This window comes from Nonomuraea fuscirosea, assembly GCF_003001935.1.
In the GTDB taxonomy this organism is placed as follows: Bacteria; Actinomycetota; Actinomycetes; order Streptosporangiales; family Streptosporangiaceae; genus Nonomuraea; species Nonomuraea fuscirosea.
Genome location: NZ_PVNG01000026.1, coordinates 179,511 through 193,366, shown reverse-complemented (window position 1 = coordinate 193,366; position 13,856 = coordinate 179,511). Strand labels below are relative to the sequence as shown.

Here is a 13,856-nt window from a genome sequence, read left to right as displayed (position 1 = left end):
GTGGGGCGATGGAGGAATGCGGGATGCCGGACTTTGTGGACCAGGTGGTCCTTCACATCAAGGCCGGTGACGGGGGGAACGGGTGCGCCTCCATCCACCGGGAGAAGTTCAAGCCGCTCGGCGGGCCCGACGGGGGCGATGGCGGGCGCGGGGGCGACGTGATCCTCGAGGTTGATCCCAACACCGCGACCCTGCTCGACTACCATCACCGGCCGCACAGGAAGGCCCCGAACGGCAAGCAGGGGCAGGGCTCCAACCGCGACGGCGCCAACGGTGAGGACGTGGTCCTGGCCGTGCCCAACGGCACCCTGGTGAAGGACTCCGCCACCGGTGAGGTGCTGGTCGACCTGGTGGGGGCGGGCACCCGCTACGTGATCGCCGAGGGCGGGCACGGCGGGCTCGGCAACGCGGCGCTGGCCACCACCAAGCGGAAGGCGCCCGGGTTCGCGCTGCTCGGCGAGCCGGGCGACGAGCTCGACGTCATGCTGGAGCTCAAGAGCGTCGCGGACGTGGCGCTGGTCGGCTTCCCCAGCGCGGGCAAGAGCTCGCTGATCGCGGCGCTGAGCGCGGCCAAGCCGAAGATCGCCGACTATCCGTTCACCACCCTGATCCCCAACCTGGGCGTGGTGACGGCGGGCGACAACGTGTTCACCGTGGCCGACGTCCCCGGGCTGATCCCGGGCGCGTCCGAGGGCAAGGGGCTCGGGCACGAGTTCCTGCGGCACGTCGAACGGTGCGACATGCTCGTGCACGTCATCGACTGCGCCACCATGGAGCCGGGCCGCGACCCGGTCACCGACTACGAGGTGATCGAGGCGGAGCTGCGCGCGTACGGGAAGCTGGAGGACCGGCCGCGGCTGGTCGTGCTGAACAAGGCCGACGTGCCCGACGCGCGGGAGCTGGCCGAGATGGTCGCGCCGGAGTTCGAGGCGCGGGGGCTGAAGGTGTTCACGATCTCGGCGGCCACGCGTGACGGGCTGCGGGAGCTGTCGTACGCGATGGGCGAATGGGTGGCGGCGGCGCGGGCCAACAAGCCCGTCGAGGAGCCGACCCGGCTGGTCATCAGGCCCAAGCAGCTCGGCGCGGCCGGGTTCAAGGTGCGCCGGGTCAACGACAACCTGTTCCAGATCACCGGGGAGAAGCCGGAGCGGTGGATCAGGCAGACCGACTTCAGCAACGACGAGGCGGTGGGTTACCTCGGTGACCGGCTCGAACGGCTCGGGGTCGAGGTCGAGCTGGCCAAGCTCGGCGCCAAGGCCGGGGCCGAGGTGGTCATCGGGCCCATGGAGGGCGGTTACGTCTTCGACTGGCAGCCCACGCTGAGCGCCGAGACGGTGCGGCAGGGGCCGCGCGGGTCGGACAACCGGCTGGGGTAGGCGGAGAGACGCGGCGGGTCTCGCGAGCCCCGCCGACAGCCGGTCTCGCGGGTCCGACGACCGGTCGGACGTGACGGTCCGAGGGTCGGACGACCAGCCGGACGTGACGGTCCTGCGGGTGGCGTGTCAGCGGGTGGAGGAAGTTACGCGGACGGCGCAGCCAAGATCGTCGGCTGGTAGCGAGGCGCGTTCGGGGAGCGGATAGGCTGCCAGACGTGCGGGAACAGATCAGCTCAGCGTCGAAGGTCGTCGTCAAGGTCGGCTCCTCCTCGCTCACCACCCCTCAGGGCATGATCGACGTGGATCGCGTCGACGCCCTGGTCGACGTGCTGGCGGCGCGGCGCCGTACCGGGACGCAGATCGTCCTGGTCTCCTCGGGAGCGATCGCGGCGGGCCTCGGCCCGCTCGGGCTGAGCGCGCGACCGCGCGACCTGGCGACCCAGCAGGCCGCCGCCTCCGTCGGGCAGGGCGTGCTGGTGGCCCGCTACACCTCCTCCTTCGCCCGCTACTCGCTGCGCGTGGGGCAGGTGCTGCTGACCGCCGACGACATGATGCGGCGCGCCCACCACGCCAACGCCCAGCGCACGCTCGCGCGGCTGCTGGAGCTGGGCATCGTGCCGATCGTCAACGAGAACGACACCGTGGCCACCGACGAGATCCGCTTCGGCGACAACGACCGGCTGGCGGCGCTGGTGGCGCACCTCATCCACGCCGACGCGCTGGTGCTGCTGTCCGACGTCGACGCGCTCTACGACGGCCCGCCCAGCCGCAGCGGCTCGCGCCGGCTGGCCGAGATCCGCGGCCCGGAGGACCTGGTCGGGGTCGAGCTGGGCAAGAACGGCGCGGCGGTCGGCACCGGCGGCATGGTGACCAAGGTGCAGGCGGCCAGGATCGCCACCGGCGCCGGCGTGCCCGTGGTGCTCACCGCGGCCGCGCACGCCGCCCAGGCGCTGGGCGGGGCCGACGTCGGCACCTACTTCCACCCCGGGGGGCGCCATCCGGGCACGCGCCTGCTCTGGCTCGCGCACGCCACCACCGGGCGCGGCCGGCTGCACCTCGACGAAGGCGCGGTGGAGGCCATCGTGGGGCGGCGCAAGTCGCTGCTGCCCGCCGGGGTGACGTCGGTGGAGGGCGAGTTCGCGGCGGGCGATCCGGTCGACCTGTGCGGCCCGCAGGGGCTCGTGGTGGCCCGCGGCCTGGTGAACTTCGACGCCGTCGAGATCCCCGGCCTGCTGGGGCGCTCGACGAGGGAGCTGGCGAGCACGCTCGGTCCGGAATACGAACGCGAGCTCATCCACCGCGACGACATCGTCATACTGGAAGCCCACAACTGAACGCCCGACGAGGGCCCGCCCCGCTCCCGGCCGGCGCACGCGGAGGAGCGGGACGACCATGGTGATGAGGGAAGAGCGATGAGCACAGAGTTCTTGAAGGTCGCCCAGGCGGCGCGAGAGGCCGCCGCCGAGCTGGCCCCGCTGCCGCGGGCGCCCAAGGACCGGGCGTTGCGGGCGATCGCCGACGCCCTGGTCGCCCACACGTCCCAGATCGTCGCGGCCAACGCCGAGGACGTCGAACGGGCCAGGGCCCAGGGCACGTCCGAGGCCATGGTCGACCGGCTGCGGCTCGACGAGGCCAGGGTAGCCGCCATCGCCGACGCCGTACGCGAGGTGGCCGACCTGCCCGACCCGGTCGGCGAGGTCGTGCGCGGCTCGACGCTGCCCAACGGGCTGGAGCTGCGCCAGATCAGGGTGCCGCTGGGCGTGATCGGCATCATCTACGAAGGCCGCCCCAACGTCACCGTCGACGCCGCCGCGCTCTGCCTCAAGAGCGGCAACGCGGCGCTGCTGCGCGGCTCGTCCAGCGCCTACTCCTCCAACACCGCCCTCGTCCGCATCATGCAGGAGGCCCTGGAGGGCACCGAGGTGCCGGCCGGGGCCGTCCAGCTCGTGCCCGGCCGCAGCCGCGACTCCGTCAAGGAGCTCATGCGGGCCAGAGGGCTGGTCGACGTGCTGATCCCGCGCGGCGGCGCGTCCCTGATCAACTCGGTGGTCGAGGAGTCCACGGTGCCGGTGATCGAGACCGGCGTCGGCAACTGCCACGTCTACGTGGACGCCGAGGCGGACGTCGACCTGGCCGTGCAGATCCTGCTCAACTCCAAGGCGCAGCGGCCGTCGGTGTGCAACGCCGCCGAGACGTTCCTGGTGCACGAGGACGTCGCCGCCGCGTTCGTGCCGAAGGCCCTGGAGGCGCTGCGCGAAGCGGGCGTGACCGTGCACGGCGACGAGCGGATCGCCGCCCACGGGCCCGGCGTCGTGCCCGTGACCGAGGACGACTTCTACGCCGAATACCTCTCGCTCGACATCGCCGCCGCCGTCGTCGGCTCCCTGGAGGAGGCCGTGGCCCACATCAGGCGCTACGGCTCCGCCCACACCGAGGCCATCGTCACCCGTTCGCAGCGAGCCGCCCGCAGGTTCGTCACGCTCGTCGACTCGGCGGCCGTGGCGGTCAACGCCTCCACCAGGTTCACCGACGGCGGCGAGTTCGGGTTCGGGGCGGAGATCGGCATCTCGACGCAGAAGCTGCACTCGCGTGGCCCGATGGGGCTGCCCGAGCTCACCTCGACCAAGTGGATCTATACGGGTGAGGGGCATTTGCGCACGTCAGAGGGTACGGTGGTGGCCGGTTAGTCGGCGTGTCGGCCTGACCGGCGCCGTGCGCCGTAGGTTGACTGGGGGCCATGGAAATCGTCGTCGCCCTCGTCTTCTCCGTGGTGGTGCTGTTCGGCGCCGATCGGCTGCTGCTCTGGCTGGAGCGCCGGGGCCACGTCAACTGGCGCAGGAAGGGCCGTCGCCGGCTGTCGGAGGAGCCCACCGCCCGGCTGGACAGCATGCTCACCGATCACACTCGCGGATAATCCATCGGCGTGCCTCAAGCGGCAACTCGCGTACCGGCGCTAGGGTTGTGTCCCTTATGGCTGCGCCGGGCGGGGAGGGACGGTGAGCAAGCTCGGCAAGGTCGGGCCGTACACCCTGATCGAGCGGCTCGGCCGCGGCGGCATGGGTGAGGTCTACCTCGCCAGCGCCCGCCGTGGCGAGCAGGTCGCTCTCAAGGTCCTGCACGACCTGGCCGAGGACGAGACCTCACGCATCCGGCTGGAGCGTGAGGTGCGCGCGCTGCGCAGGGTCGAGAGCCCGTACGTCGCCAAGGTCCTCGACGCGGACCTGGACGGCGCCCGGCCGTACCTGGTCATGGAGCACATCGAGGGCGTGACGCTGCTCGACCAGGTGCGCCAGAGCGGCCCCCTCGACGTGGCCGGGCTCGTCGACATGGCCCAGGGCATCGCCGCCGCGCTCGCCATCATCCACGCGGCCGGGGTCGTCCACCGTGACCTCAAACCGGGCAACATCATCATGGGCGGCCAGGGGCCGGTGCTGATCGACTTCGGCATCGCCCAGGTGCTCGACGCGACCCGGCTCACCATGACCGGCACGTTCCTCGGCACGCCCGGCTACACCGCGCCGGAGATCTTCGCCGACGAGCACGTCGACTCGCCGGCAGACGTGCACGCCTGGGCGGCCACGGTGGCGTTCGCGGCGACCGGGCGGCCGACGTTCGGGCGCGGCACGGCCGAGGCGCAGATGTACGCGGTGCTGAACGGGCAGGCCGACCTCAAGGGCGTGCCGGTGGAACTGCTGCCGCTGGTACGCGCCGCGCTCAACCGGGAGCCGGGCAAGCGGCCGACGGCGGCGCTGCTGGCCGACCGGCTGTCCAGGCTGGCCAGGGCCACCAACGCGACCGAGACGGAGCCGCCGGCGGGCGGAGGGCGCGCCGATGCGGCGGAGGAGGCCGGCAACGCACGCGGGCGTGCCGCGGAGGAGCCGGCCTCGGCGCGCGGTGAGGCCAAGGCGCGTAGCCGGCCCAACGCGGTGCCGGCCGAGGGGAAGGTGCCGCCGCCGCGTGGGCGTACCGGTGGCCGGACCGCACCCGACGGTGTTGGACGTACCGGCGGCAGGGTCGCTTCCGAGGGGACCGGGCGTACCGGTGGCCGGACCGCTCCTGACGCCGCTGGGCGTACCGGCGGCAGGGTCGCTCCCGACGCTGCTGGACGGGCTGGCGGCAGGGCTGCTCAGGAGGGTAGCGGGCGAACCAGTGGCCGGGCCGCGCCGGAAGGCACGGGGCGTGGCGCCGGGAGCCGGGGTGCGGCCGACGGCAAGGGTTCGGTGCCGGCTCGCAGCCGGGCCGAGGGCAAAGTGCCGGTGCCGCGCGGGCGGGCGGGCGGCGAGGCGAAGAACACCGGGCCTCGGGCCAAGATGGTCGCCTCGCGCCAGCGTACGGCCGCGGCCGTACGGAGCCGGACGGCCGCCGTCAAGCCGCAGGACAGGCGCGGCACCGGGCTGCGCGGGCAGTCGGCCACGACCCTGCCCGCGGGCAACGGCGCGCTGCTGCTGCTCGCGGTGCTGGCCGTGCCGTGCGTGGTGGCCTCGGTCATCTGGCCGATCGCCTCCATCGCGATCACGACCGTGTTCGTGGTGCTGACCAGGACGTTGTGGATGGGGCACTGGATGGTGCGCAAGCGCGGCTCCCGGCGTACCCGGGTGACGCTGCGCGTGCTGTCCTTCCCCGTCGCGCTGACCGGGGCGGCGGCGACCGCCGTCGTGTGGCCGGGCGTGCCCGTCGCGGTGGCCGCGGGCGGAGCGCTCTGGGCCACCGGCGGCGGGCAGATCGACGCCGACTGGTGGCAGCAGGCCGCGCCCGTGACGGTGGCGGGCGTGGTGTTCGGGATGTTGTGCGGTGGTATCACCGGGCGCGAGATCGAACGGATCGGGCAGCGGCTGCCTGATCTGCGCAGGGAAGGGTTGCGGGCGCTGGCGGTGCTGGGCGGGTTCGTCGCCTTGTGCGCGGCCGCCGTACGCGCCATCGCGCTGCTGCTCTGACCTGCTGTACGCGCCCGTGATGCTTCAGCTCTGGCCTGCGGATCGCGGGGGTTTTCCGCGGCCCGCCGCCGCGTGCGGCGGGCCGGCGCGGCGATCAAGTGGATCGGCCGCGCGTGGCGATCCGGCTAGCCCTGGCCGCCGTCGCGGCGGGAGAAGCGGTTGAAGATGCGCTCGCCCGCGTTGACCGCGCCCTCGGCCACGTCGCGCAGGACGCCGATGAACGGGTCCTGCGACTGGGACCAGGACGCGCGGTAGGACTCGGCCGCCGCCTTGATCTCGTCGGTGACCCTGGCGTTGGGGTCGTCCTCCCTGCGCGGGTAGTCGCCGCCGATGATCCGCTCGTACTCGCCGCTGCGCTGCCACTTGTCCAGCTCCGCGACACGCACGACCGCGAACGGGTGGGTGGTGCCGAGAAGGTTGAGGACCTTGAGGAAGCCGTCGCGAAGGTCGCCCGCGGTGTCGTATTCCTGGTACTGCTCCAGGAACGCCTCGATGTTCATCTCGTGGGTGTAGTCGCCGCCGGCCAGCTTCATCAGCGCGCGCTTGGCCGCCTCGGGGTCCTGCCCCGTGAGCAGGCCGCCGCGGTCGGAGGACAGCTCGGACTTGCGGTACCACTCCTCCAGGCCCGCGACGATCGCGCGCAGGCCGATGTAGCCGAGCGGGATCCAGGCGACGCGGGCGGCGAGGCGGGTGAGGATGTCGAGCATCGTCCGGTAGACCGCGTGCCCCGACAGGATGTGCGAGGTCTCGTGGCCGATGACGAAGCGCTGCTCCTCCTCGTTCATGAGGTTGAGCAGGCCGGTGGTCACGACGATGAACGGGTCGTCGAAGCCGATGGCCTTGGCCTGGACCTGCGGGTCCTGCTGGACGTAGATCTCGGGGATCCGGTGCAGGTCGAGCGTGTAGGCGGCGTCGCGCCCCATGTCGTAGAGGGAGCGGAACTGGGTCTCGCTGACGCGCACCGCCGAGGCCAGGTACATCAGGCGCAGGCGGCGCTCGCTGACGAGACCGGACATCTGCTTGAGAACCGTGTCGAACCCACTCAACTTACGCAGAGCGACCAGGGCGGACCGGTCTGCGGGGTGTTCGTAGGCTCGGGACGAGATGCCGGGCAGTTGGACGCGGTTGCGGTCCGGGGTGGTCGTCATGCCCGGCATGCTACGTCCGCAACTGAAGTGATGCGCGGTCATCACGAAGGGGGGTCCCATCATGTTGTGATACAGCCCCCGCGTAAGGTCCGTTTCATGATGAACGCGCCTGGTGTGCAGGGGAAGCGGCGAGTGGGTGTGATGGGTGGGACTTTCGACCCCATCCACCACGGGCACCTCGTCGCCGCCAGCGAGGTGGCTCACCACTTTCAACTCGACGAGGTCGTTTTCGTACCGACCGGACGGCCGTACCAGAAGTCCGGGCGTGAGGTGTCGGCGCCGGAGGACCGCTATCTGATGACGGTCATCGCGACCGCGTCGAACCCCCGGTTCTCCGTCAGCAGGGTGGATGTGGATCGGCCGGGGCCGACGTTCACGATCGACACATTGCGGGATATCGCGGAAATCTACGGACCTGCGGTCGACCTGTACTTCATCACCGGCGCCGACGCGCTCGGCGCGATACTCGGCTGGCAGGAGGCCGACGAGCTCTTCGAGCTCGCGCATTTCGTCGGCTGTACGCGTCCCGGGCACACCCTGCACGACCCTGGCCTGCCGGAAGGCCGCGTGACGTTGCTGGAAATCCCCGCGCTGGCCATTTCCTCGTCAGAGTGCCGTCAGCGGGTGGCAAAGGGCGAGCCCATTTGGTATCTGGTGCCCGATGGAATCGTCCAGTACATCAACAAACGCGGCCTCTATCAGGGAGGCTGAACAAGCCTGTCGTGGCGTAGGTGAGGGGTTTCGGGCTGGAAGGGTACCCTCAACATATGGGCATGCTGCCGACACAGGAGGACAGACCCGCATCGTGACCGCATCTGACAGATCCGTCCAGCTCGTGCGCATCGCCGCGGAAGCCGCGGCCGACAAGCTGGCCGATGACATCCTCGCGTACGACGTGAGCGAACAGCTCGTCATCACCGACGCCTTCCTGCTCTGCTCCGCCACCAACGACCGCCAGGTCCGCGCCATCGTCGACGAGATCGAGGAGCGGCTGCGCACCGAGGCCGACGCCAAGCCCGTCCGCCGTGAGGGCGAGCGCGAAGGGCGCTGGGTGCTGCTCGACTACATCGACATCGTCGTGCACGTCCAGCACGAAGAAGACCGTACCTTCTACGCGCTCGAGCGCCTGTGGAAGGACTGCCCGGCCATCGCGCTGCCGGAGAGCGTCCTGCAGGCCAACCTCCAGCGGGCGCGCGCGTGAGCGAACCGACCATCACCGGACCCGGTAGTGACACTCATCCGGATTTCGAGCGTCCCGGCGAGGAATCTGCATGAGTAAGAGGATCGTGTGTCTGCGTCACGGGCAGACACTGTGGAACGTCGAGCAGCGATTCCAAGGTCACTCCGACATCCCCCTCGACGAAACCGGCGTCGCGCAGGCCGCGAGGGCGGCCTCGCTGCTCGCCTCGCTCCGGCCCACCCTGATCGTCTCCTCCGACCTGCAGCGGGCCAACGACACCGCGCTGGCGCTGGGGCGCATCGTCGGGCTGGAGGTGGCCGTCGACAAGGACTTCCGCGAGCGCGGCGGAGGTCAGTGGGAGGGGCTCACGCGCGAGGAGATCGCCGCGCGCTGGCCCCACGAGTACGCGGCGTGGGAGGCGCCGGACGGCGAACCCGTCACCGACGTGGCCGGAAGGGTGGCCGGCGCGATGCGCCGCTGGGCCTCTCGGCTCGACGACGACGGGCTGCTGGTCGTGGCCTCACACGGGGCCGCGCTGCGGCTCGGGATCTGCGAACTGCTCGGGCTGCCCGAGGAGCTGTGGCCGGCGCTGGGCGGGCTGGGCAACTGCTCCTGGTCTGTGCTGCATGAAGGGCGCAGAGGGTGGCGGCTGCTGGAGCACAACGCCGGCACCCTGCCGGAGCCGGTGCACAGCGACGACAAGCCCGAAGCCGAGGTCTGAGCGCGGTTCGTACGGCTCGGGGGCCGTACGGGCTTCCGCGCCGCTACGACCCCTGCTTCCGTCGCTTTCTCTGGCGTTCTCGGGCAGTGCCGTCCCGCTCCCGTGTGGTTGTCTGGCTGTCGTGGTGCCGGGGCGGGCGATTAGGTGAATCGGGGCGGATGGCTATATGCTCTCGGAGCGCCGCAACGGGTGGACTCGAAGCGGTGACCAGGGGCTATGGCGCAGTTGGTAGCGCGCCTCCATGGCATGGAGGAGGTCTGGGGTTCGAATCCCCATAGCTCCACAAAACGAACCGCCTCTGCCTGGTGACGGGCAGGGGCGGTTCTGTTTGTTCGAGGACGTATGGGGCCTCGAATGGGCTTGAGCGTTGGTAGTTGTCCGCGTTCGCGGCCCCCGGGGTCACGGTGTGCCAGCGGGTCCCGAGAGGGGGCCTGGGCGGTCGACGCGATCGTCGGCCTGCGGATCCGGTAAGTCGGCGATGCCGATCAAGACACGGGCATCGGCGAATGTCGCGCTGGTGTGCCCTCCGCTGGGCTGCGCTGGCTGACCGTCCTGCGGGTGTGCGACGTGGGCTTCGACGCCGGACGCTCACCGTCGCCCAGGCCGCTCCGCGAGGACCGCGCGTAGAGAAGCTGCGGAGGGTGGGGCCCAGGCTCGCACGCTGCCTCTCACAGCCCTGGATGTGCTGCAGCGGCGGAAGCGAAGGGCGGGCCGAAGTCGGGCCTGCTGTTGGTTCCGCCCTCCTCTGGTACGGCGGGCAGCCGGCACCCTGGGGTAGCTGTTCCGGCGCTGGGCCGTCGGCGTCACACCCCGTGCCCGTCTGGACGGCGCCGGGCCTCGTGGTCACACCCCGTGCCCGTCTGGACGGCGCCGGGCCTCGTGGTCACACCTCGTGCCCGTCTGGATGGAGCCGGGCCTCGTGGTCACACCTCGTGCCGTCTGGACGGCGCCGGGCCTCGTGCGCGTCTGCGTGGCGCTGGGCCGTCGGCACCACGCCCCGTGCCTATCTGGATGGTGCTGGGCCTGATGCCCGGCTGGACGGGGTCGGGTCTGGTGCTCACCTGGACGGCGCCGTACCTTGTGCCCGTCTGGACGGCACTCGTGCTCATCTGGACGGGACGGCTTCGACGCCGCTATCTGTGGCTGTCCGGGCGTGTTCGTTGTCGGCGGTCAGTTTCGCCGCAATACCTGTATCCATAAAACGCAATCGATCGGACGTTCACTGGATATTGCCGTCGGCGGCCTGACATTAATCTCCCTCTGGGGGCGGGGACGGGCGTGGGAAACAGGATGGCCTCTGCGCGGAGAGTGCCGATTCATTGGCCTGCGCTTTTCTCGGTTCGATGAGTGCTGGTCGGCGGTGTCTGCTGTGAGCAGCAAGGACGCAGGGCCGGATTCAGCGCCATGGGATCACGTCGCATGGTTGCCGCGACGCGACGGGCGTCCTCACCCCATGGCAAGGCGTGTGCGCAGTTGGAAACAAGAATGGGGAGTGTGTCATGTCTGTCAGGATTTGCAGGGTGAAGCCGGTGAAGGTGACCAGTCTGCCGACGGACAAGTGAGGTGGGGTGTTTCCGATGGAGGCCGTCCGTTCTCCGTCGGAAACACTCCGACCGTCAGATCGGATCCGGGCTCGCTGAAGAACGCTTGCGAGGGTGGGTGGCCGGATGGGGATCATCCTGAAGGTGGCCGCCAGAGATCCAGGCTGATGGCTATGGCGGTCCTGGTTGGTGGTCACGTCAGCGGGGTGACGCCCTTGCCTGCGAGTTGGTCGGCAGAGCTGGTGTGCTCATGCCGCCGTCCACTTGGTGGTCAAGGGTTCAGGGCCAGGTCCCGTGGCGGCTTAGTGGCACCCTCAGCGCCGGGCACAATGCCGGGTCCGGTGCCGGGTTCAGTGCCCGGTCCGATGCCGGGCACAGTGCCCGATCCGGCGTCCGGTCCAGCGCCGGGCGCAATCCCCCGTCCAGTGCTGGGTCCGGTGCTGGGTTCATTGTCGGGCTCAGCGGCGGGGCCAGCTCTTTCAAGTGTGGCGATTGCTGGAATGAGGCCACAGGGTTCATAGGTGGGGTTCATTGGGGCTCGGTGGTGGGGGCTCAGCTTTATTCAAGCGTGGCGAGGTGGGGTGAGCTCGTTCAGGGTTGCTGCTTTGATGGGGGCGGGCTTGGTGCCCGCCCTTTCTGGTTTTCGTGGTGGTCAGGAGAAGACGACTGACCTGAGGAAGAGCCTGTCGGAACCCCTGCCGCCGGGGCGGAGCGAGTAGTAGGGGCCGGAGCAGTCGGGGCCCATGAAGAGGGTGGCGGTGGAGTCGGTGTCGTTGCGTGGGGTGTGGGCGCTGTCGTCGGAGTAGCGGATCTCAGGGATGTCGATGCACGCGCCGCTCCTCGGGTTGTGCAGGTGGCCGGTGTCTGTGCCGTACGAGGCGGGGAAGCTGTAGGCGAACGTGCCGGTGGCCGCGACGGCCGGGAAGCATGGCGCCAGGGTCAGGGTGAGGGCGGCGAGAGCGGTGGTGGCGGTGCGAGTGATCATGTGGCTCGTCCCTTCGGTGGTGCGGAGGCTTGGACGAGCCCACATCCTATGGCTACTGAGAGTAACTGTGCTGCTACTGAGACGTGGTCAGCGGCCCTTTTCGTAGACGAGCAGGCCTCGGGACAGGTGTAGGGGTACGAGGATCAGCTCGACCAGGAGGGCCTTCCAGGCGTAGTAGAGGTTCACGGCCTTGTTGAGGTAGACGAAGGGCAGGTTGAGCAGGACCCTGCCTACAGGGAGGCGGCGGCGTTTGGCCGCGTAGAAGAGGATCGGCACGGTGAGGAGCAGTTCGCCGCCCGCCCACCAGGCGAGCGTGCGGGTCGGCGGCTCGTGCAGCGCCAGGGTGAGGACCAGCGGGGTCGCCCACCACAGCGGGGCCAGGACGATTTCCAGCAGGGCGATGACGATCCAGGTGGCGAGCATGGGCTTGTGGACGAGCAGGCGCGGGAGGTGGAGGCGGACGTTCTGCATGAAGCCGGCCATCCAGCGCCAGACCTGCTTGCGGAGGTAGGTGAGGCTCTCCGGGTCGGCGGCCCAGGCGACGGCGCCGGAGACGTAGACCGCTCGGTGGCCGGCGCCCTGCTGGCTCCAGGTGTAGTCCATGTCCTCGACGATGGTGCGCTCGGGGAAGCCGCCGGATTCGGTGAGGGTCGTGCGTCTGAACGCCGAGCAGCAGCCTGAGCAGACCATGGGACTGTTCGCGAGTTGCTGGATCGGCCGGTGCCAGTGGAAGCCGAAGAGGTATTCGGTGGATCTGCCTCGCTCCCATGGTGTGCGGGCGAACCTCGTCTGTACGTTGCCCGCCGCCACGTTGACGGCCGGGTCGGCGAAGGCGGGCTTGATGCGCTCGATGTAGTCGGGGGCGAGGACGGTGTCGGCGTCCACGGCCAGGATCAGGTCGGTGTCGCAGTGGGGGAGCGCGTGGTTCTGGGCCCTGGCCTTGCTGCCCAGGTTGTGCGGTGGGCGGAGCACTGTGACGCCGTAGGAGGCGGCGATCTCGCCTGTGCGGTCGGTCGAGCCGTCGTCCACCACGATGATCTTCTCTGGTGGGGTCGACTGGGCCTGGATGGAGCGCAAGGTGGCGGGTAGGCCCTGCTCCTCGTTGTGGGCGGGGACGATGACGGTGAGGGTGAGGGTCAGCGGGGCGGCGCCGACGGCGGGGTCTGTCGCGTGTACGGCTTGTGCCGGATGACCAGGTTGTGCGGGTTGTGCGGATTGTGCGGATTGTGTCGCTGGTGTTTGTCGGTTTGGTGATGGCTCGGTGGTTGGCAGAGTCTGTGTGATCGGCCGGGGCTGTGGGATCGGCCGCGGCTGCGGGATCGGCTGGGTTTCTGTGATCGGCATGGTCTGGGGGATTGGCAAGGGCTGCGGGGTTGGCAAGGTCGGTGGGATGGACAGGCTTGATGGGAGCTGCGGGGTCGGTAGGGGCGGGGGTGGCGTGGTGGGCGGGGGTTGGGCGCTCATCTGTCGCGACGCCTCCTCAGCTTGGGCGCGATCAGGGCGATCAGCGCTACTGCTGCGTAGATGAGCAGACTGAAGCCGAGTGTGGGCGGGCCTCCGGGCATCCTCGTGTCTCCCTTGTCGTGATGGGACGGCGTGGTGCCGCCGTGCGGGTATGAGGATGCACTTCGGTGGTCGGGTTGGATGGGGCCGAATCGGGTTCTGTGGATCGAGGGTCTGCGGGGGCTGTCGCCTGTGGACAGCGGGTGCCGGGGTGGCAGGCGGTGGAGGGATCGAGGGTGGGCGGTCAGTCATCTGGTGGTGGCGTGGGTGGCCGCGTGGGGTGATGACTGGGGAGGTTCAGAGCCGGGTGAGGTGGCGAGGTCCGGGATAGCGGCGTATGAGTAACGCCTGGGGTGCCACCGCGGGCGCGTTGAGCGGAGGTCGGGGTGATGGGTTGGGGAGCGACGGCGGTAGGGGCTTGCGGCGGTGTGGTGGGTGGGTGGTCGGGGTGATGCAGCGTGAAGGAGT

General features: G+C 70.2%; 11 protein-coding genes and 1 tRNA gene. 9 read left to right on the top strand and 3 right to left on the bottom strand.

Annotated features, from left to right (window positions below):
• The first annotated feature begins 23 nt into the window (after window positions 1–23).
• The 5 genes from obgE (at window position 24) to B0I32_RS45945 (ending at window position 6,310) form a co-directional block, all read left to right on the top strand.
• Window positions 24–1,376, top strand: a complete 1,353-nt coding sequence (gene obgE, locus B0I32_RS45960) for a GTPase ObgE (RefSeq protein ID WP_106250485.1) — start codon at window positions 24–26, stop codon at window positions 1,374–1,376.
• A gap of 215 nt (window positions 1,377–1,591) precedes the next feature.
• The gene (gene proB, locus B0I32_RS45955; RefSeq protein ID WP_397026670.1) at window positions 1,592–2,710 is read left to right on the top strand and encodes a glutamate 5-kinase; all 1,119 of its coding nucleotides are present in this window, start codon (window positions 1,592–1,594) and stop codon (window positions 2,708–2,710) included.
• 78 nt (window positions 2,711–2,788) lie between these two features.
• Window positions 2,789–4,063 carry a glutamate-5-semialdehyde dehydrogenase gene (locus tag B0I32_RS45950; protein WP_106250483.1) on the top strand — a complete coding sequence of 425 codons (1,275 nt, stop codon included), beginning with the start codon at window positions 2,789–2,791 and terminating at the stop codon, window positions 4,061–4,063.
• Between the two features lie 50 nt (window positions 4,064–4,113).
• On the top strand, window positions 4,114–4,290 hold the full coding sequence (locus B0I32_RS58360; RefSeq protein ID WP_181308516.1) for a hypothetical protein: 177 nt from the start codon (window positions 4,114–4,116) through the stop codon (window positions 4,288–4,290).
• Between the two features lie 82 nt (window positions 4,291–4,372).
• On the top strand, window positions 4,373–6,310 hold the full coding sequence (locus B0I32_RS45945) for a serine/threonine protein kinase (RefSeq protein ID WP_106250481.1): 1,938 nt from the start codon (window positions 4,373–4,375) through the stop codon (window positions 6,308–6,310).
• Between the two features lie 125 nt (window positions 6,311–6,435).
• Here B0I32_RS45945 and B0I32_RS45940 read toward each other — a convergent pair whose 3' ends face one another.
• On the bottom strand, window positions 6,436–7,467 hold the full coding sequence (locus tag B0I32_RS45940; RefSeq protein ID WP_181308514.1) for a M48 family metallopeptidase: 1,032 nt from the start codon (window positions 7,465–7,467) through the stop codon (window positions 6,436–6,438).
• Window positions 7,468–7,554: 87 nt separating this feature from the next.
• Between B0I32_RS45940 and nadD the strand changes: the two genes are divergently transcribed.
• The 4 genes from nadD (at window position 7,555) to B0I32_RS45920 (ending at window position 9,642) form a co-directional block, all read left to right on the top strand.
• Window positions 7,555–8,169 (top strand): nicotinate-nucleotide adenylyltransferase, encoded by a 615-nt coding sequence (nadD, locus tag B0I32_RS45935; RefSeq protein ID WP_106250480.1) that lies wholly within the window; start codon window positions 7,555–7,557, stop codon window positions 8,167–8,169.
• Between the two features lie 94 nt (window positions 8,170–8,263).
• Window positions 8,264–8,659 carry a ribosome silencing factor gene (gene rsfS / locus B0I32_RS45930; protein WP_106250478.1) on the top strand — a complete coding sequence of 132 codons (396 nt, stop codon included), beginning with the start codon at window positions 8,264–8,266 and terminating at the stop codon, window positions 8,657–8,659.
• 70 nt (window positions 8,660–8,729) lie between these two features.
• A complete protein-coding gene (locus B0I32_RS45925) occupies window positions 8,730–9,359 on the top strand; it encodes a histidine phosphatase family protein (protein ID WP_106250476.1) in 630 nt (209 codons plus the stop codon).
• A 210-nt stretch (window positions 9,360–9,569) separates the two neighbouring features.
• Window positions 9,570–9,642: transfer RNA gene (locus tag B0I32_RS45920), tRNA-Ala, on the top strand.
• 1,910 nt (window positions 9,643–11,552) lie between these two features.
• Here the strand turns inward: B0I32_RS45920 and B0I32_RS45915 are convergent.
• Window positions 11,553–11,885 carry a hypothetical protein gene (locus tag B0I32_RS45915; protein WP_106250474.1) on the bottom strand — a complete coding sequence of 111 codons (333 nt, stop codon included), beginning with the start codon at window positions 11,883–11,885 and terminating at the stop codon, window positions 11,553–11,555.
• An 87-nt stretch (window positions 11,886–11,972) separates the two neighbouring features.
• Window positions 11,973–13,229, bottom strand: coding sequence for a glycosyltransferase family 2 protein (locus tag B0I32_RS45910; protein WP_106250473.1), 1,257 nt, complete (start codon window positions 13,227–13,229; stop codon window positions 11,973–11,975).
• Between the last annotated feature and the right edge of the window lie 627 nt (window positions 13,230–13,856).